The sequence below is a fragment of the Streptomyces chlorus genome (assembly GCF_042655885.1).
Taxonomy (GTDB): Bacteria; Actinomycetota; Actinomycetes; order Streptomycetales; family Streptomycetaceae; genus Streptomyces; species Streptomyces chlorus.
The window spans coordinates 1-15,654 of sequence record NZ_JBHSOA010000041.1 but is presented as its reverse complement, the minus strand read 5'-3'; the positions used below and the strand labels follow the sequence as shown (position 1 = coordinate 15,654).

The window sequence follows — 15,654 nt, the reverse complement described above, 5'->3', positions numbered from 1 at the left end:
CACAGGATGGATCTGACATGGGGCGAGGACTACGCCGCCCTCGCCGAGGTCAGCAAGTCGGTCTTCGCGCGCTACTCCCCGCTGGAAGACCGGGCGAACCAGGTTGCGATCGCTGATCAGATCGCCCAGTTCGCCGAACTCGGGTGGTTCCAACTGGGCGACCCCACCGGCTCCGACCCCGACAGCCCCTCGCTCGGGACGATCGCCGGGATCTTCGTCGAGTCGGGCCGCGCGCTGGCCGCCACACCCCTGCTCGAACTGACCATGGCCCGCGACGCGCTGCTGGCGATCGGCACCGGGAAGGCGCTCGGCGTCGCCGAGAGCATCGGCGACGGCGGGTCCGTGGTCGTCCCGGTGTTCCCCTCCCCCCAGTGGGGCTCGGCGGTCTCGTACGAGAACGGCGCCCTGAACGGCACCGCGTTGGCGGTGTCCTACGCCGATCACGCCGACAGTTTCCTGGTCCACGCCGAAACGGGGGACCACGGGGACGGCGTGGTCGCCCTGATCGACGCGAGCGCGCCGACCGGCATCGAACCGCTCCCGAACATCGGCGGACACCCGATGTTCGCGCTGACCTTCGACGGCGTCCCCGTCGCCGACGACGCCGTGCTCGCGCGCGGCGAGGAAGCCGACCGCGCGGTCGAGCTCGCCGAGCAGCGCGGCGCGGTGCTGAGCGCCGCACAGGTCCACGGCGCCGGACTGAGGCTGCTCGACATGACCGTGCTGTACGCGCAGCAGCGGCACCAGTTCGGCGGGGCCATCGGCCGCTTCCAGGCGGTGCAGTACCTGTGCACCGACATCGCCATCGCCGCGCACCTCACCTCGGCGCACGCGCGATCGGCGGCCCGCGCCATCGACGCCGGCACCGATCCGCAGCCCCATCTCGGCCTGATGCGCAAGCACGCGGCCAAGGCCGCGCTGCAGATCGTCCACGCGGCCCACGAGGTGCACGCCGGCATCGGATTCATGGTCGAGTCGAACGTCCACCTGTTCACCGACGCAGCCAAGCGCTGGCAGTACGACTTCGGCTCCGCGGCCGTCAACGACGCCGAGATCGTGTCCGCACTCGACCGGATCTACACAGGAGCATGACCGTGAGCCACATCGGCTACCGCCTGGACGGCTCCGTCGCCGTGATCAGCCTCAACCGCCCGGACAAGCACAACGCCCAGGACGAGTCGCTGCTGCGCGACCTCGACGCACGCTGGCGGCAGGCCGCCGAGGACGACGCGGTCAAGGTCGTCGTCCTGCGCGCCGACGGCAAGCACTTCTCCTCGGGCCACGACCTCAAGACCCCGGCTCCCGGCTACTTCCGGGAGGGCAAGACGGTTCTGGAGAGCGCCTACCGGTGGGAGACCGAGCACTACCTCGGCTACTCCCGCAGATGGCGCGACGTGCCGAAGCCCTCGATCGCAGCGGTCCAGGGCGCCTGCGTCGCCGGCGCGCTCAACCTGATCTGGCCCTGCGACCTGATCGTCGCCGCCGACAATGCCTACTTCAGCGACCCGGTCGTGCAGTTCGGCGTCGGCGGCGTCGAGTACCACGCGCACACCTGGGAGCTCGGCGCCCGGCGCGCCAAGGAGATGCTGTTCACGGCCCGCAAGTTCACCGCCGACGAGGCCTTCGCCGCCGGCATGGTGAACCGGGTGGTCCCGCTCGACGAACTCGACACCCGGACGATGCAACTGGCCCACGAGATCGCGGAGATGGACCCGTGGGCGCTGGCCACGGCCAAACGCGCGGTCAACCAGACCCTCGACGTCATGGGCCAGCAGGCCGCGCTGCAGTCGGCCTTCGATATCCACTGGCACGGACACGCCAACGCGCTGCTCCGTACCGGCTACCCGCTCCTGACGCCGGACCCGCTTCCGTCGAAGGCACGTACGAAAGAGGCAGACGCGTGAACACAGACATGCCACCCGCCGACGCGACCTCGCTGTGGGGACTGCTGACGCTGCGGGCTGCCGCCACCGGCGACGCGGTCGCCGTCATCGACGAGTCCGACTGGCGCCTGACCTTCGCCGAGCTCGTCTCGGCGGCCGAGCGCGTCGCGGCGGGGCTGCTGGCCCGGGGCGTCGAACCCGGAGCCACGGTGAGCTGGCAGCTGCCCACCCGCATCGACACCATCGTGCTCAGCCTGGCGCTGTCACGTCTCGGCGCCGTCCAGAACCCGATCATCCCGCTCTACCGGGCGCGCGAGGTCGGGGCCATGATCGAGCAGTGCGGGTCGCGGTGGCTGATCATGCTGCCCGAGTTCCGCGGGTTCGACCATGGGGCGATGGCCGACGAGCTGCGCGGCGCGAGCGACGGCCGGCTCGAACTCCTCATCCTCGGGGACGAGTTGCCCGAGGCCGACCCGACCGCTCTCCCCGCCGCACCGCTCGGCAACGACGAGGTGCGCTGGATCTACACCACCTCCGGCACCACCTCGGCGCCCAAGGGCGTCTGCCACACCGACAGCACCCTCATCGCAGGCGGCGTCGCACTCGCCGACGCGATCGGGGCCCGTCCCGACGACGTCGGCACCATCCTGTTCCCCTACGCCCACATCGGCGGCCCCGACCTGCTGATCACCTCGCTGACCAGCGGCATGTCGCTGCTGCTGATGGAGGTCTACGAACCGGTCGCCGCCGTCGAACTCATGCGCCGCAACGCCGTGACCATCACCGGCGGATCGACCCCGCACTACGCCCTCCTGCTCGACGAGCAGCGGAAGACCCCGGGCACCCCCGTGGTCCCGACCCTGCGCATGCTGACCGGCGGCGGGGCTCCGATGCCGGAGAAGCTGTTCCGCGACGTGCTTGACGAGGTCGGCGTCCCGGTCCTCCATGCCTACGGCATGACCGAGTCCCCGATGATCGCCTCGGCCCGGATGAGCGACACGGTCGAGCAGCTCGCCACCACCACGGGACGCCCCGTGCTCGGATGCGAGGTGCAGATCCGCTCCGAGGACGACGACGTGCTCGCCCCCGGCGCGGAAGGCCGGGTGTGGCTGCGCGGCCCCATGCTGTTCAAGCACTACATCACCGACGGCGGGATCGCCCGTCCCTTCGACGCCGACGGCTGGATGTTCACCGGTGACACCGGAAGGCTTGAGCCGAGCGGGCATCTGGTCCTGGTCGGCCGGGAGAAGGACCTGATCATCCGCAAGGGCGAGTCGATCAGTCCGGTGGAGATCGAAGAGGTGCTGGCCAGCCACCCCCAGGTGGCCGAGGTCGCCGTCGTCGGCCTGCCCGACGACCGTGCGGGCGAGCGCATCTGCGCCGTGCTCGTCCTGCGTGACGGCACCCCCGGCATCGGGGTCGGCGAGATCAGGGACCACTGCCGCGATGCCGGCCTCTCGCCGGTGAAGTTCCCCGAGGACGTCGTGATCGTCCCGGAGATCCCGAAGACCCCGACCTTGAAGATCCGCAAGCAGAGTCTGCGGCAGTCCGTCATCGAGCAACGGGCCGCCTCCGCCACGGCGTGAGCCCCCGCTCGCCTGCCGCCACCAGACATCAGATCAAGAGGAGGGCCCCATGCCATCACGCAACTACCTGGAGTGCGCCGTCGAGTGCGCGGATGTGAACGCCCTGCGAATGGCGCTCTACCAGGCAACCCGCGATCCGGAGATCGCCGCGGTCACTCCGCAGCGCGCGTTCGGCCCGGTCGGCGACACCGTCGTGTTCTCCCCCGACGACATCGCGCTCATCCGGGCGAAGGCCGTCGACTACCTGCTCACCGAGCCCGACGAGGCCGCGCTCCCCGTCCCGTCGCGGGAGGAGATCGTCGACCTGCTCCAGATGGCCGAGGCGCGCGAGCTCGGCCCCGACGACCTGATCATGCGCCACCACATCCCGGCCTTCACCGACATGCCCTTCCAGGCGCAGTGGACCGGGGAGAAGAGGGCCCCGCACGACTACCACGTGGCGATCGTCGGCGCCGGCTTCGCCGGCATCGCCATGGGCGTCCAACTCGCCCAGCTGGGTGTCCCGTTCACGATCTACGAGCGGCGCGCCGAGGTCGGCGGCGTGTGGAGCATCAACACCTACCCCGACGTCCGCGTCGACACGCTCAGCTTCAGCTACGAGTACTCGTTCGAGAAGAAGTATCCGTGGACCGAGTACTTCGCCCGGCAGGCGGACGTCCGCGCCTATCTTGATTACGTCGCGCGCAAGTACGGCGTCCACGAGCACATCCGGTTCGGCTCCGACGTCCAGGTCGCCCGCTTCGACGGGGCGACGCAGCGCTGGACGCTGACGGTGCACGGCGAGGACTCCAGCGCCGACGTCACGGCGAACGTGGTGGTCGCCGCCAGCGGCGTGTTCGCGACGCCGCGCGACCTGCCGGTGGAGGGGGCCTCCGGCTTCACCGGAGAGATCGTGCACACCGCCCGGTGGAGCAACGACGTCGAGTTCGCCGGGCGGAAGGTTGCCATCATCGGGAACGGGTCGACCGGCGTCCAGCTGCTGTCCAAGGTGGCCGAGAAGGCCGAGTCGGTGACCGTCTACCAGCGCACGCCGCAGTGGATCTCCCCGCGCGCCCACTACGGGGCCCCGATCGCCGGGGAGCTCCAGTGGCTGATCCAGCACATGCCGTACTACTGGAACTGGAACAAGTACGCCGCCGGACTGGGCACCATCGACCTGCGCAACGTGCTCATGCCGGACGAGGAGTGGATCGCGAACGGCGGCGCCGTCAGCGAGCGCAACGACATGCTGCGCGAGCTCCTGGTCGGCTACATTTCCCACCAGGTCGACGGGCGGCAGGACCTCATCGACCGACTCGTTCCGGACTACCCGCCGATGACCCGGCGACCGGTCGTCGACAACCACTGGTACGCCTCGTTGACCAGGAACAACGTGGAGCTCGTCACGACCCCGATCGACCGGATGACCGGGACCGCGATCGTCACGGCCGACGGCCGGGCCCGCGACGCGGAGCTGGTCATCGCCGCGGTCGGCTTCCAGACCGAGAAGTACATCTGGCCGACGCAGTACCACGGTCCCGACGGCGCGACGCTGGAGGACGTCTGGGCGGCTCGGGGGGCCCAGGCCCATCTCGGCATGACCGTCCCGGGGTTCCCGAACCTGTTCATGCTCTACGGCCCCAACTCGCAGCCGGTGGCGAGCGGATCTGGACTGCCCGTGTGGTTCGAGATCTGGACCGGCTACATCGCCCAGTGCATTGTCGGGATGATCGAGCACGGCCGTTCGGCGATGGCGGTTCGCCAGGACGTCTTCGAGGACTTCAACGACCGGTTGCACGAGGAGGCGCAGAAGCTCATCTACCTCTCGCCGAGCTCCGCGATCGAGAAGAACTACTACGTCAACGCGTTCGGCCGGCTGCAGATGAGTGCACCGTGGAACGGCGAGAAGTTCTACGAGATGTGCGCGGGCCCGGAGGACTCCCACTTCCACTTCACCCCGGCGGTCGAGCAGTAGGCCCCCGCAGTTGCATTAATAATGGGCAGCATTAAACTTGCCTCCATGACCACCAGCGCGGGCAGCGACACCAAGGACAAGCTGATGCGCGCGGCCGAGCGGCTGTTCGCCGTGGACGGGGTGCACACGGCCCAGCTGCGCGACATCGTCCGGCTGGCCGGTCAGAGCAACCCGTCGGCGGTGCACTACCACTTCGGCTCCCGGGAGGGGCTGTTCGAGGCCGTGATGCGCGCCCGACAGCAGCGGGTCGACCGCGTCCTCACCGAGCGGCTGGCCGCGCGGCAGGCAGACCGCGCGCGGGCATCCGACGGTGAGGCCGACCCCCTGGCGGAGGCCGTCACGCTGCTGGTGGAGACGGAGGCCACCGAGCTGGCCCAGGAGCGCGGCTGGTACGGGCTGCTGATCAACGCGCAGTCCAGTCGCGAGAGCGGCGTGCGCACCGGCACGCCGCACCCCTTTCTCGTCGGGACCCCCTACTGGGAGCTGTTCACCGGCATCGCCGACCTCCTGGCCCGGCGCTACCGGCTCGACGAACCGGTCCGCCTGGAGCGCCTGGACCTGGCGCTGACCGTCATCGGCGCAGCGCTCGCCGACCGTGCCCGCCAGTACCTGGACGGCAGGACCCCGCTCACCGGCGAGCGCTTCTTCCTCGACGACCTCGCCGCCACCACCACGGCGCTGCTGCGGGCCCCTCTGCTCGCGTCACCGCCGACCCCATGACCTCCGCGACGGCGGGCGAGAGGCCGGTCGGCCCCCGTGCTCGTTCGTCAGGACACCCGAGTGAGAGAGACCTGCACATGACCACCACCAGCACCACCCCCGGCATCGACCTGACCGGCAAGACCGTCCTGGTCACCGGCGCAGCCCGAGGCATCGGCGTCGAGGTCGCCCGCCAGGCCGTCGCCGCCGGCGCGAACGTCGTCATCGCCGACCTGCTGGAGGAGGAGGGCCAGGAGACCGCCGCGAAGCTGGGCGACCGCGCCCGCTTCGTCCGGCTGGACGTCACCTCTGAGGCCGGGTGGCAGGCGGCCGTCGACTTCGCGACAGCCGAGTTCGGCGGGCTCGACGGCCTGGTGAACAACGCCGGCATCGCCACCGGGACGCTCATGGAAGCGGAGAGCGTCGAGCACTTCCGCAGGGTCCTCGACATCAACCTCACCGGTGTCTTCATCGGCATGAAGACCGCCGTGCCGGCGCTGCGCACGCGCGGCGCGGGCTCGATCGTCAACATCTCCTCCGCGGCCGGCCTGATCGGGCTGGCGCTGACGGCCGGCTACGGCGCCTCCAAGTGGGGCGTGCGCGGCCTCACGAAGCTCGCCGCCGTGGAGCTCGGCACCTCGAAGATCCGCGTCAACTCGGTGCACCCCGGCATGACCTACACCCCGATGACGTCCGAGACCGGCATCCAGTCCGGCGACGGCAACTACCCCAACACCCCCATGGGCCGCGTCGGCCAGCCGGAGGAGATCGCGGCCGCCGTGGTCTTCCTGCTGTCCGACGTCGCCTCCTACATGACGGGCGCCGAGCTGGCGGTCGACGGCGGCTGGACCGCCGGCCCCACCGTCAAGTACGTCATGGGCCAGTGACACGCGACCGCCCTATCTGCGCGGACGCGTCGCGTGGACAAGGACCTTCAGGATGTCGGTGACTTCCCGGCGCACGTCGTCACGACTGTGCTCCGGATTGTTCGCCAGCTCCGCGAGATAGGGCTCGTACAGGTCCCACACGGAGCCGATGAGAGCGACCAGGGACGCCACGACGTTCGCGTCGAACTCCTCGCGCGTCTCCGGCGCGGTCGGGTTCTCCCACAGCGCTTCGATCTGTGAACGGTAGCCGCGTGAACGGGCCGTGCCGATCAGGCGGTCGGGACGGATGCCTTCGAGGATCGACCATGCCAGCATCCGGCCGAACTGTCCCGCGTCGACGTCCGAACCGAATGAGTTGTCGATCGCGGCGTAGATGTCACGCTCGCTGGACAGCCGTTCGCCGTAGTAGGAGACGAGCAGCTCCATCACCGCCACCAAGAGGTTCTCCTTGGTGCGGTAGAACCGGTGGATCAGGCCGTAGGACACGTCCGCGGCGGCGGCGACCTCGCGCAGCGACACGCTCGCGGGGCCCTTGCGCGAGAAGAGATCGGCAGCGGCGAGCAGGATGGCGTGCTGCGCGCCGGTCATCTCGTCCGGCGACGGCATCCACTCGTCGATGTCCTTGCCGGTGGGTTTGACGTGGGGGTCGACAGCCGGGGCGGTGCGCTCCTCGACCGGGAGGGGAGCGTAGGCCTCGGCCAACCGAAGCGCCTCGTCCCTGGTCTCCGAACGGATCAGCAGTTCGGCCGGCGTCCGACCCGACGCGCCGACGCCCGTGATCGACCACCGGGCGATGTCCTGCGGGTCGAAGTCCTCCGCGAAGGCCGCCAGATACTCCGCCACCTCAGGGCGGGCCTCGCCGTTCTCCGGATCGAACTGCCAGACCGGGAACAAGGTTGCTCCGCGACCGGGGTAGCCCAGCATCTTTCGGCTCCGGACGCGCCGATTGATCGCCTGGCGACTGATCTTGAGAAAGTCTGCCACCTCTGGCGTTGTCCAGACATCATCAAGGGAGGCCGAGGCCTCGCTCCCGTCTTTCATGTTGAGCATGCTCTCAGAACCTCGTCCTGACGTAGATCGAAAGTGTCGGAAGTGAGCGCCGTCGCTCGGCGGGGCCGACCCCGGTGCGCAGCCCCCTCTGCGATCCGCATGGCTTGATTCCTCACAGCAGCCGGTCTCGGTTGACGCTGCTGTAGCCAGTGGCTACCTTAACATCGGCGAGCATCGCTGTGACGGCGATTGCGCCGAGCGGCGCGCCCTTGGGTGTTGCCCGGCATCGCCCACCGGCTCGCGGAGGGCATCGACGAAGGGATTCCCATGGGACCAGCCCAGAGTGCGGAGGCGATTTCGATCGCCTCACCCGCACCTGTGATCGGACACGAACTGATCGTCGTCGACGTGATCCAGGAGACCCCGGACTCGAAGTCGATCGTGCTGCGGTGTCCGGACGCATTCCGCGAACTCTTCGCGTATCGGTCCGGTCAGTTCTTGACGTTTCGCATTCCGAGCGACCGCACAGGACACGTCGCCCGGTCGTATTCGTTGTCGAGCGCCCCCGGCATCGACGACGACCTGAAGGTGACCGTCAAGCGAACCGTCGGCGGGTACGGATCGAACTGGCTGTGCGACAACCTCGCGCAGGGAAGCACGATCACCGTCCTGCCCCCCTCGGGCCGGTTCACTCTCGACGGCGACGAGGACGACCTGCTGCTGTTCGCGGCGGGCAGTGGCATCACGCCGATCATGTCGATCTTGAAGACCGCCCTGCACCGATCCCAGTCCTCGGTGATTCTTTTCTACGCCAATCGAGATCACGCCTCGATCATCTTTCGCCGTGAACTCGAAGAATTCGAGGCCGCCTTCGACGACCGTCTGAGGGTTGTCCACTGGCTCGACGATCACCAGGGCTTTCCGTCCTTCGAGGACATTGCCACCATCGCGGCCGACAACCCGTCCTGTGCGACATTCGTCTGCGGACCGGCGCCATTCATGAACATGGTGAACGAGGGGATCCGAAAGGCAGGCCTCCCACCGGAACGCCACCACCAAGAGGTCTTCGCATCGCTCTCCGGCGACCCGTTCGCCGCACGCCCGACCCCGACGGGCTCCACGGGACCCTCCGTCGAGACGGTGGTGAACCTGGCCGGAGAGGCCCACCGGTTCGACTGGCCGATGGATCGGACGCTTGTCGACGTGCTCCTGGACCGCGGGGTCGACGTCCCGTACTCCTGCCGGTCGGGCGAGTGCGGCTCCTGCGCGTGCGTGGTGGTCGCCGGCAAGGTGCTGATGTCCGAGTCGGACGCCCTGGACCCGGCCGACCTGGCCGAAGGCTACGTGCTCGGATGCCAGTCACGCCCCGATGCGGGCCCGATCGAGATCGCGTTCTGATGTGAGCGGGCTCCGGCTCGCCTGCACCAGGCAGGCGAGCCGGCAACGGTCAACGGCCATGGGGACGCCGTGCTCTCAGCCGAGCACCCGTGTCAGGCCTCCGCCGCAAGCACCTGCGACGGCGCCGGCAGCGGAAGCTCCGCTTGGTGACCCATCCCGTGCGGCAGCCACCGGGCGGCGATCCCGGCGAGCGCGGCGACCGCCGCCAGCACGACGAAGCCGGTGGTCACCCCCGACTCGCGGTAGAGGACGGCGCCCTGGACCACGGTCACCCCGCGGCCGTTCATGATGGCGAACAGCACGACGGGAACGACCGCGCCCAGGGCGAGCTGCACAACCTGGACCATGGATGCCATCGAGCCCTGGAGGGAGGCCGGGACCGCGTCGATGACCGCGTTGGCCGTTCCGGAGTAGAGCAGCCCCTGGCCGATGCCGAAGACGGCGGCCCACACGACCACGAGCCCGCGGCTGTCGTGCATGAGGCCAGCTCCCAGCGCGGCGAGCGCCAGGGGGACGGCCGACGTCATGAGCACGCGCCGGGAGCCGATCCTGCGTACGGCGAATCCGACTCCGAGTCCGGCGAGGACCGAGGCGATCGACCACGGCGCCTGGTAGATCGCGTAGCCCTCGGCGGAGGTACCGAAGCCGTAGCCCAGGCCAGCCACCGTCGGCATCATCACCATGATCGGCAGAAGCGTGGCGAAGCCGCCGATCATGCCGGAGCCCAACCCGGACGCCAGAGCGGTGAGGCCGACGGAGCGACGGGCGAAGAAGCGCAGGTCGATGAGCGGCTCGCTGGTCCTCAGCGCGGTGATCACCCACAGCGCGAGCAGCGCGACACCGGCAACGATGAAGGCCACGGTGCGCGCGGAGGAACAGCCCCAGTCGGTGCCGAAGCTGACCCCGGTGAGGACGCCGACCAATCCGGCGCCGAGAAGGACCGCGCCGAGGTAGTCCACCGCCTGCGTTGCGGTGCGCACCGTGCTCTCCTCGGTGGTCAGCCGGATGGCTACGGCGAGGACGACGAGCGCGATCGCGAAGAACCAGAAGATGCCACGGAAGCCGTAGTGGTCCAGCAGCCAGCCGGTCACCCACGGCGCCGGGATGAGGATGATCCCCAGCCCGGCGGTCACGATGCTGACCGCCAGCTCCAGGATCCGCGGCGGGAAGACGTCACGCATCAACGAGTAGGTCAAGAACATGGAGGGACCGAGCAGGCCCTGCAACGCCCTGCCGACGAGGAACCAGCCGAAGGTCGGCGCAACAGCGGAGACGACCGCGCCCACCGCCGCACCGGTCACCGCGAGCAGCAGGACCCGCCGCTTGCCGTGCATGTCCGCGAGCTTGCCGAGAATCGGACTGCTCATCGCACCCGCCAACAGGAAGGACGAGGTGCCCCAGGCGCCCTGGGTCGTCTGGTAGTGGGTCATGATCTTGGGGGAGCGCCGTTGCCGCCATGATGTAGCTGATCGACAGCAGTTCGAGCACCATGGCCAGGCTGAGCATGGACAGGACGAGACGCGGGCTCCAGCCCCGGGCATCGGGCTCTCCCGGCGTGGGCGCGACAACTTCTGGACCCATGACGATTTCTCCCTCGGGATGGGATCCGACGTGGTGTGCCCGCATGGCGACCGTGAATGTGACGTGGGCCACGCGGCTCGTTGAATCTAAGGCGCTGCCGGATCAGGTTCGGCGCTGCTCCCGCTGACCGGGAACGGGAGGTGGTGGTGAACCGCTCTCTACCGCAATGGCCTTCGCTTTTCTCTCTTGCGGGGTATGCGGCGGGCTTGTCACGGGTGTCGCGCGTCAGAAGTCGTTGCGGAAGGGGCCGTGGACGGCAGGGAGCCGTGGGTAGAACCGACCCGGACAGGGCGATGGCGCGCAGCCGCCGCCCCGTCCGGGTCGGTTACCTGACGGCGGCGAAGGTCACTCTCGCCAACACGGCCCCGAGGAGAGCCCCGCTCGCGACCTGGGCCGGGGTGTGGTCGCGGAGGGCGGTGCGGGACCAGGAGACGAGGGCGACGAGGGGGTAAGCGGCGAGGGGCCAGGGGCCGTAGGTGAGGGTGAGGAGGGCGATGCTGCCGGAGGCGACGGCGGCGTGGACGGAGATCTTCCAGGTGAAGGTGACCGCCGTCAGCCCGGCGAGGGTGGTGAACATGGCGACGACGAGCGCGGTCATGGTGCGGGGCGCGCCGAGGGCGGCCATGAGGGCGGTGCCTGCGGTGATGGAGGCGAGGATGAACGCCATCACGACCAGGCGTGCTGTGCGCGCGCCGACGTGGCGGTCGCCCCAGTGGCCGTGGCGGATGCCGGAGTTGATAAACAGGGTGGGGATGACGGCGGCGAAGAGCGCGCCGACGACGCCCCAGGCGACGCCGGCGGCGTGGTCGGCTGCCGGAAGCCTGGATGGCACCGCCCGCCACGCGCGAACTACGCGAGATGGCGCGCGGGCGCTACAAGCTGGTGACTCTGCGCACGAATTGCCGCAACCAGGCCCATGGCGTGGTGGCCAAGATGGGCACCGCGATGCCCATGAGTGATCTATTCGGTGCGCACGGGACGGCGTTCCTCGACGAGCTGCCGCTGCCCGCCGGCTTCGCCGCACGACTGCGCTCCCTGCGTGCGGTGATGGATGAACTGAACCGGCAGGTGGCCGTGTTGGACAAGGAGATCGCTGTTCGCCTCGCCGACGACGTCGGCTACCAGGCGATCCAGAAGATCGGAGGGATCGGGCCAGTGCTGGCCGCGGTGTTCGTCGCCGAAATCGGCGACGTGATCCGCTTCCCCGATCCCAAGCACCTGTGCTCGTGGGCCGGGCTCACACCCCGCCACCACGAGTCCGACGTGAAGGTGCACCGCGGGCACCTCACCAAGCAGGGCTCGAAGCTGCTGCGCTGGGCGGCCGTCGAGGCCGTCCAGCGCGCCCCCGAGAACACCCCGATGCGTGTTCACCGGGACCGCATCGAGGCCCGCCGCGGCGTCGAGGCACGCAGCATCGCCAAGGCCGCCGCGGCCCGCAAGCTGCTCACCCTGGTCTACTACGGGCTACGCGACGGCGAAGTACGCTGCCTGGCCCGCAAGGAATCGGGGTGATCAGCATCCGGAACCACGACCGACGCAAGATCGCTGGAGTGTCTGGCCCCCGCACCGCGGCGAGGCCGTATTCATGATTGATCCCGTCGGTCGTGCGCCGAACCACACCATGCCGCCCCGCACCCACGACGCGGGCGCGGCGCAGGGATGACCGGCAGCCGCAGCGCCGCCACTTCAGCATCACACCTGGTCCCCGTCTGCGACGGGGAGTTGGAGCCGTTGCTGTAGCTCGCACGGTGTCTGGTTTGGCGGTCAGGCAGGGATGGGGACCCAAACGCCTCGGCCGTCGAAGGGCCGGGTGATGGCGTCGAGCCGGTTCCTGCCCTGCTTGGCGGCGGTGGACAGGTAACCGCGCACGGCGAAGAAGCGCTCGGCGCCAAGCATCGTGCGCCAACCGTCGGAGATTTTCTGTCGTACCTTGGCCATCCGGATGGTTTGCTCGCTGGCCTTGTTGTCGAACGGCACCCGCTCAGTCGAAGGTGAACCGGTGCACTTGATCACCGTTGGGCTGGTCGAGTATGTTCGTCGGCTTCGACCGCCTTCGGCGAGGCCGCCAGGTGTTCGGGGCGGTGATGTGCCCGCCCGGCGGCGATTATCTCCTCGTAGTGGGCCGTGAGGAACTCCAGGGTGTCCATGGTGAAGCCCCCAGCTTGGGGCCCCTCACACGTCGGTGCTCTCGATGGTCGGACCGAAGGTGGCACCAGATGGACGCGCTCCTCGGCGTTGAGACGGACGTGCATCGGGCCTGCCCCGACCTCGAGGGGACGGTGACGCGCCGGTGGGCTACCTCTACTGCTCCAGTGTCAGTGGGTACCCATCCATATCGATTGGGTGCAGATCTTGTGAGGGTGCCTCGTTGGGGTGATTCGCAGGGTTTTGCGGTGTCACCGGGTCGGCTGCCTTCTACGGTCGTCGGCGTTGAGCCCGCCGTGGGTGCGGGCGCCGTTCCGGGGTGGGTGGTGTGGTGCCGTCGTTGATTGAGGCGCTGGAGGCCAGGGAAGCAGCGGCTCGCGGCCGGGCCGATCGGCTGCGTGAGCAGATCGCCGGGCTTTCCGAGGAGTTGTCACGGGTGGAGGCGGAGCTGTCGCGGCTGCGGATCACCCGGGAGACGGTGGACGAGGTGCTGTCCGACGGCCCGGGGGCGGCGGCCCCGGTGGGGAACGTGGAGTTGGCGGTGTTGCCGTTGACGGACCTGGCGCCGGTGATGCTCGCTGCGGAGGCGTCCGGGGACGCCACGGTGACCTCGCCGGCCTACCGACGGATCCTGGTGGCGTTCGCCGAGGCTCCGGGGCCGTTGCGGTGCAAGGATGTGTGCGCCGCCGGGGGGCTTGGGACGCAGGCCAACCACGTCGAGGGCATGCGGTCGAAGCTGAAGCGTCTGGTCGAGCGCCAGATCCTGGCCGAGACCGAGCCGGGGCTGTTCACGCTGTCGTCCCGGTCGGGTGCGCGGTGAGCGGCGGGGCCGGGGCGGATCTGGCCACCGCGGAGACCGTGTTCGCCGCCTCCCGCTGCCTGTTCGATCAGGTTACCGAAGAGCTGGGGTCCACCGACGCGGCGGCGTTGACGCACTCCCAACTGGAAGACCTGCTGGGCTCACGGATGCGGGAAGTGACCCGGCAGCTGTTCCAGGATCATCTGCGGCTGCGGGAGCTGACCGAGCAGCGGCTGACGGAGGTCGTGGACGCCACGGGCGTGGAGCGCACCCGGATCGAGCGGGGCCGCTCCCGGATCCTGGCGACGGTGTTCGGGAAGGTGACGGTGACCAGGATCGCCTACCGCGGTGCCAAGGTGGCCGATCTGCACCCGGCCGACGCGGTGCTGAACCTGCCGGCGGGGATGCACAGCCACGGATTGGCCAAACTCGCGGCGATCGAGGCCTCCCGGGGCTCGTTCGCCGAGGCGTGCGAGCGGATCAACGCCGTCACCGGCGCCGGGATCGGGCACCGGCAGGTCCAGGAGCTGGCCGTGGGCGCCGCGGCCGACATCGACTCCTTCTACGACGCCCTGGTGCCCGCCCCGTGCACCGACGCCACGGCGCTGGTGCTCTCGGTCGACGGCAAGGGCGTGGTGATAAGGCCGGAGGCGCTGCGCGAGGACACCGCGAAGGCCGCGTCGGCCAAAGGCGGCAACAAGATGAAGTCCCGCCTGGCCGCCGGGGAGAAGCACGGTCGCAAGCGCATGGCCACCCTGGGCGCCGTCTACGACGCCGAGCCCGCCGAGCGCGGCGTCGACGACATCATCACCGACCCCGACCCCGACCCCGACCCCGACCCCGACCCCGGCGACGGCGACGGCGACGGGCACGAACGCCGTCCGGGGCCCAAGGCCAGGTCCAAGTGGCTGACCGGCTCGATCGACGACACCGCCGCGCAGGTCGTGGCCGCGGTGTTCGACCAGGCCGAGCACCGCGACCCGACCCACCGCCGGTGCTGGGTCGTCCTCGTGGACGGGGCCCGCCACCAACTCGACCTGATCAACGCCGAGGCCGAGCGCCGGGGCGTGAAGGTACACATCGTCATCGACCTCATCCACGTGCTCGAATACCTCTGGGACGCGGCCTGGTGCCTACACGAGGCCGGCGACCCGGCCGCCGAAGCCTTCGTCGCGCGACACGCCCGCACCATCCTCGGCGGCGGCGCCGAACAGGTCGCGGCCGCCCTGCAGACAGCCGCCCGCACCGCCCAGCTGCAGAAGAAGCGACGCAAGGGCATCGACGACGCCATCGGCTACCTCCGCAACAAGGCCCAGTACCTGCGCTACGACACCGCGCTGGAACGCGGCTGGCCCATCGCCACCGGCATCATCGAAGGAGCCTGCCGCCACCTGGTCAAAGACCGACTCGACATCACCGGAGCCCGCTGGGGCCTGCCCGGAGCCGAAGCCGTGCTCAAGCTCCGCGCCCTGCGCGCCAACGGCGACTTCGACACCTACTGGTCCTGGCACGAGAAGCAGGAGTTCGCCCGCAACCACCAGGCGCGTTACCGCGACCAGCTCATACTCACGGCCTGATCGACAACACCCTCATCAGATCTGCACCCAAAGGCGTTTGTGCAACGTTCCGCGAGTTCGCCGTTCCCCAACGGCTGGCAGAGCCGAGGCTTAGAAGCTGTTGTCTTTCCGAGCTTGAGGACGGCGTTTTGCCTGGTCGGGCATAGGGGTGGTGG

14 protein-coding genes are annotated in these 15,654 nt (G+C 69.4%); 10 read left to right on the top strand and 4 right to left on the bottom strand.

Going from position 1 to position 15,654, the window contains the following annotated elements; translation table 11 throughout:
• Positions 1-6 precede the first annotated feature (6 nt).
• From ACFPZI_RS19005 to ACFPZI_RS18980, 6 genes are all read left to right on the top strand, one after another.
• The gene (locus ACFPZI_RS19005; protein ID WP_381364456.1) at positions 7-1,092 is read left to right on the top strand and encodes an acyl-CoA dehydrogenase family protein; all 1,086 of its coding nucleotides are present in this window, start codon (positions 7-9) and stop codon (positions 1,090-1,092) included.
• A 2-nt stretch (positions 1,093-1,094) separates the two neighbouring features.
• Positions 1,095-1,904, top strand: coding sequence for an enoyl-CoA hydratase (locus ACFPZI_RS19000; protein ID WP_381364454.1), 810 nt, complete (start codon positions 1,095-1,097; stop codon positions 1,902-1,904).
• Positions 1,901-3,469 (top strand): class I adenylate-forming enzyme family protein, encoded by a 1,569-nt coding sequence (locus ACFPZI_RS18995; protein WP_381364452.1) that lies wholly within the window; start codon positions 1,901-1,903, stop codon positions 3,467-3,469. Before ACFPZI_RS19000 ends, ACFPZI_RS18995 begins: the two co-directional genes overlap by 4 nt.
• A 49-nt stretch (positions 3,470-3,518) precedes the next feature.
• A complete protein-coding gene (locus ACFPZI_RS18990) occupies positions 3,519-5,423 on the top strand; it encodes a flavin-containing monooxygenase (RefSeq protein ID WP_055628895.1) in 1,905 nt (634 codons plus the stop codon).
• Positions 5,424-5,468: 45 nt separating this feature from the next.
• Positions 5,469-6,143, top strand: coding sequence for a TetR/AcrR family transcriptional regulator (locus ACFPZI_RS18985; protein ID WP_055628894.1), 675 nt, complete (start codon positions 5,469-5,471; stop codon positions 6,141-6,143).
• 77 nt (positions 6,144-6,220) lie between these two features.
• Positions 6,221-7,009: a glucose 1-dehydrogenase gene (locus ACFPZI_RS18980; protein WP_055628893.1), complete on the top strand. Its 789-nt coding sequence runs from the start codon at positions 6,221-6,223 to the stop codon at positions 7,007-7,009.
• Positions 7,010-7,021: 12 nt separating this feature from the next.
• Here ACFPZI_RS18980 and ACFPZI_RS18975 read toward each other — a convergent pair whose 3' ends face one another.
• A complete protein-coding gene (locus ACFPZI_RS18975; RefSeq protein WP_381364450.1) occupies positions 7,022-7,903 on the bottom strand; it encodes a TetR/AcrR family transcriptional regulator in 882 nt (293 codons plus the stop codon).
• A 372-nt stretch (positions 7,904-8,275) separates the two neighbouring features.
• Here ACFPZI_RS18975 and ACFPZI_RS18970 point away from each other — a divergent pair, with 372 nt between their 5' ends.
• Positions 8,276-9,397: a ferredoxin--NADP reductase gene (locus ACFPZI_RS18970; RefSeq protein ID WP_248844158.1), complete on the top strand. Its 1,122-nt coding sequence runs from the start codon at positions 8,276-8,278 to the stop codon at positions 9,395-9,397.
• A 92-nt stretch (positions 9,398-9,489) separates the two neighbouring features.
• On the opposite strand, the gene ACFPZI_RS18965 is transcribed toward ACFPZI_RS18970, so the two are convergent.
• Positions 9,490-10,827: an MFS transporter gene (locus ACFPZI_RS18965; RefSeq protein ID WP_381364448.1), complete on the bottom strand. Its 1,338-nt coding sequence runs from the start codon at positions 10,825-10,827 to the stop codon at positions 9,490-9,492.
• A gap of 476 nt (positions 10,828-11,303) precedes the next feature.
• The gene (locus tag ACFPZI_RS18960; RefSeq protein ID WP_055628890.1) at positions 11,304-11,810 is read right to left on the bottom strand and encodes a hypothetical protein; all 507 of its coding nucleotides are present in this window, start codon (positions 11,808-11,810) and stop codon (positions 11,304-11,306) included.
• Here ACFPZI_RS18960 and ACFPZI_RS18955 point away from each other — a divergent pair.
• Positions 11,804-12,490, top strand: a complete 687-nt coding sequence (locus ACFPZI_RS18955) for an IS110 family RNA-guided transposase (RefSeq protein ID WP_381364446.1) — start codon at positions 11,804-11,806, stop codon at positions 12,488-12,490. The two genes, ACFPZI_RS18960 and ACFPZI_RS18955, sit on opposite strands and share 7 nt — an antisense overlap.
• A 252-nt stretch (positions 12,491-12,742) precedes the next feature.
• On the opposite strand, the gene ACFPZI_RS18950 is transcribed toward ACFPZI_RS18955, so the two are convergent.
• On the bottom strand, positions 12,743-12,955 hold the full coding sequence (locus ACFPZI_RS18950) for a hypothetical protein (protein ID WP_063793876.1): 213 nt from the start codon (positions 12,953-12,955) through the stop codon (positions 12,743-12,745).
• Between the two features lie 499 nt (positions 12,956-13,454).
• Here ACFPZI_RS18950 and ACFPZI_RS18945 point away from each other — a divergent pair, with 499 nt between their 5' ends.
• Together ACFPZI_RS18945 and ACFPZI_RS18940 are read left to right on the top strand one after the other, a co-directional pair.
• Positions 13,455-13,943: a hypothetical protein gene (locus ACFPZI_RS18945; RefSeq protein WP_381364444.1), complete on the top strand. Its 489-nt coding sequence runs from the start codon at positions 13,455-13,457 to the stop codon at positions 13,941-13,943.
• Between the two features lie 20 nt (positions 13,944-13,963).
• Positions 13,964-15,499, top strand: coding sequence for an ISKra4 family transposase (locus ACFPZI_RS18940; protein ID WP_381364482.1), 1,536 nt, complete (start codon positions 13,964-13,966; stop codon positions 15,497-15,499).
• Positions 15,500-15,654 lie beyond the last annotated feature (155 nt).